Raw genomic sequence first — 1,480 nt, 5'->3', positions numbered from 1 at the left:
GCAAGAATGTGATAATTAATACAAACATGACAGTGACACGTATTAAAATTTCTACAGCAAACAACCAAGTTGTGTCATAAATAAAAATACTTGCCCAATCCATACTTTCTTTTCCTATCCGTTTATCTGATTTATTATATTTAGTGAAAGCTGTTCTAATAGCTCGTTTTATGCCAAGCACATCATCGCTATTTTCAGACCTTATCGTCAATACAACTATCGTTATTCTGATTTAAAACAGACTTTTTGCCATAAGTACGACAAAATATCCTGTCTTGTGAGACAACTACAAATTAGACTGTTAAATTCTCAATTTATTATTTTTACTAAAAACAAGCGATTGTTATAACAGCGTACCTCACGATTTAGAACTAAAACCCTATACTTGCCTGTGTTGTGCTACTTATTCATTGTAGGAACTACTTTTGAAAGCCACTATTTATACCATCATTGCGCTAATCGCCTTTGCTGCGAATTCTTTGTTTTGCCGAATGGCATTGGCAGAAGGCTATATCGACGCTTGGAGCTTTACCATTATCAGGCTGGTTAGTGCTACGGCCTGTCTAGGCATAATTATGGCTATACAGGCTTACAGACTGCGACATCAAGCGCCCAACCATGACAACCCTACCGTTCATGCTATATTGAATGATAAGGGCAGTTGGTTAAGTAGCGTCAGTTTAGTAATTTATGCGCTGTGCTTTTCAATTGCGTATGTAGAGCTCGATACTGGTACTGGTGCATTGATTTTGTTTTCAGCGGTTCAGCTTACGATGATTGGTTGGGGTATCTATAAAAAAGAACAGCTCAGCGCGCTACAGTGGTTAGCGTTTGTCGTTGCAGTGGCAGGGTTTGTATATCTGATGTTGCCATCAGCTGCCATACCGTCACCATTGGCTGCATCGTTAATGGCTATTAGTGGCGTAGCTTGGGGAGTATATAGTATACGCGGTAAATCATGCGTCTCACCGCTACGAGCGACAGGGTTCAACTTTGTGCGTAGCTTAGTCGCTGTGCCTATACTTTTACTGGTAGGTATGACATATCTAGATAATTTGGGTTTTGAAAATATCAATTTGAATAGCATCACAATAGAAGGTGCACTACTCGCCTGTGCATCAGGAGCGATCGCCTCTGGCATGGGCTACAGTATCTGGTATACAGCGATGCCATTGTTGAAGAACACACAAGCGGCTATCGTTCAGCTATGTGTTCCTGTGATTGCTGCGTTGCTAGGTGTGATATTTTTATCTGAGCAGTTAACCATGCCATTTATAATTGCAAGCACAGTCATTTTGGGCGCGGTCTTGGTGTTTACCCTAAATAAAAAGGTACTGGCATAAATTAAGATTATTAATGATTTATCATTAGCTAAGCTGCTCAGAAAAGGTTCAAGCTAATTACGTTACTAGACAATATAAGACGCCCCGATTTATCAAAGTCGGGGCGTCTTTGTATTCGAGTTATTATTTTAATATTG

At 39.7% G+C, this 1,480-nt stretch carries 1 protein-coding gene and 1 pseudogene; one reads left to right on the top strand and one right to left on the bottom strand.

The features are described from left to right. A pseudogene (locus ACT3QQ_RS13805) lies at positions 1-103 on the bottom strand (DUF421 domain-containing protein); the annotation flags it as partial. Positions 104-425: 322 nt separating this feature from the next. On the opposite strand from ACT3QQ_RS13805, the gene ACT3QQ_RS13800 reads away from it, so the two are divergent. Continuing rightward, on the top strand, positions 426-1,343 hold the full coding sequence (locus tag ACT3QQ_RS13800) for a DMT family transporter (protein ID WP_444528418.1): 918 nt from the start codon (positions 426-428) through the stop codon (positions 1,341-1,343). Positions 1,344-1,480 lie beyond the last annotated feature (137 nt).

This window comes from Psychrobacter sp. AOP7-A1-24, assembly GCF_052376235.1.
GTDB lineage: Bacteria > Pseudomonadota > Gammaproteobacteria > Pseudomonadales > Moraxellaceae > Psychrobacter.
This window is presented reverse-complemented; position numbering and strand designations above follow the sequence as displayed.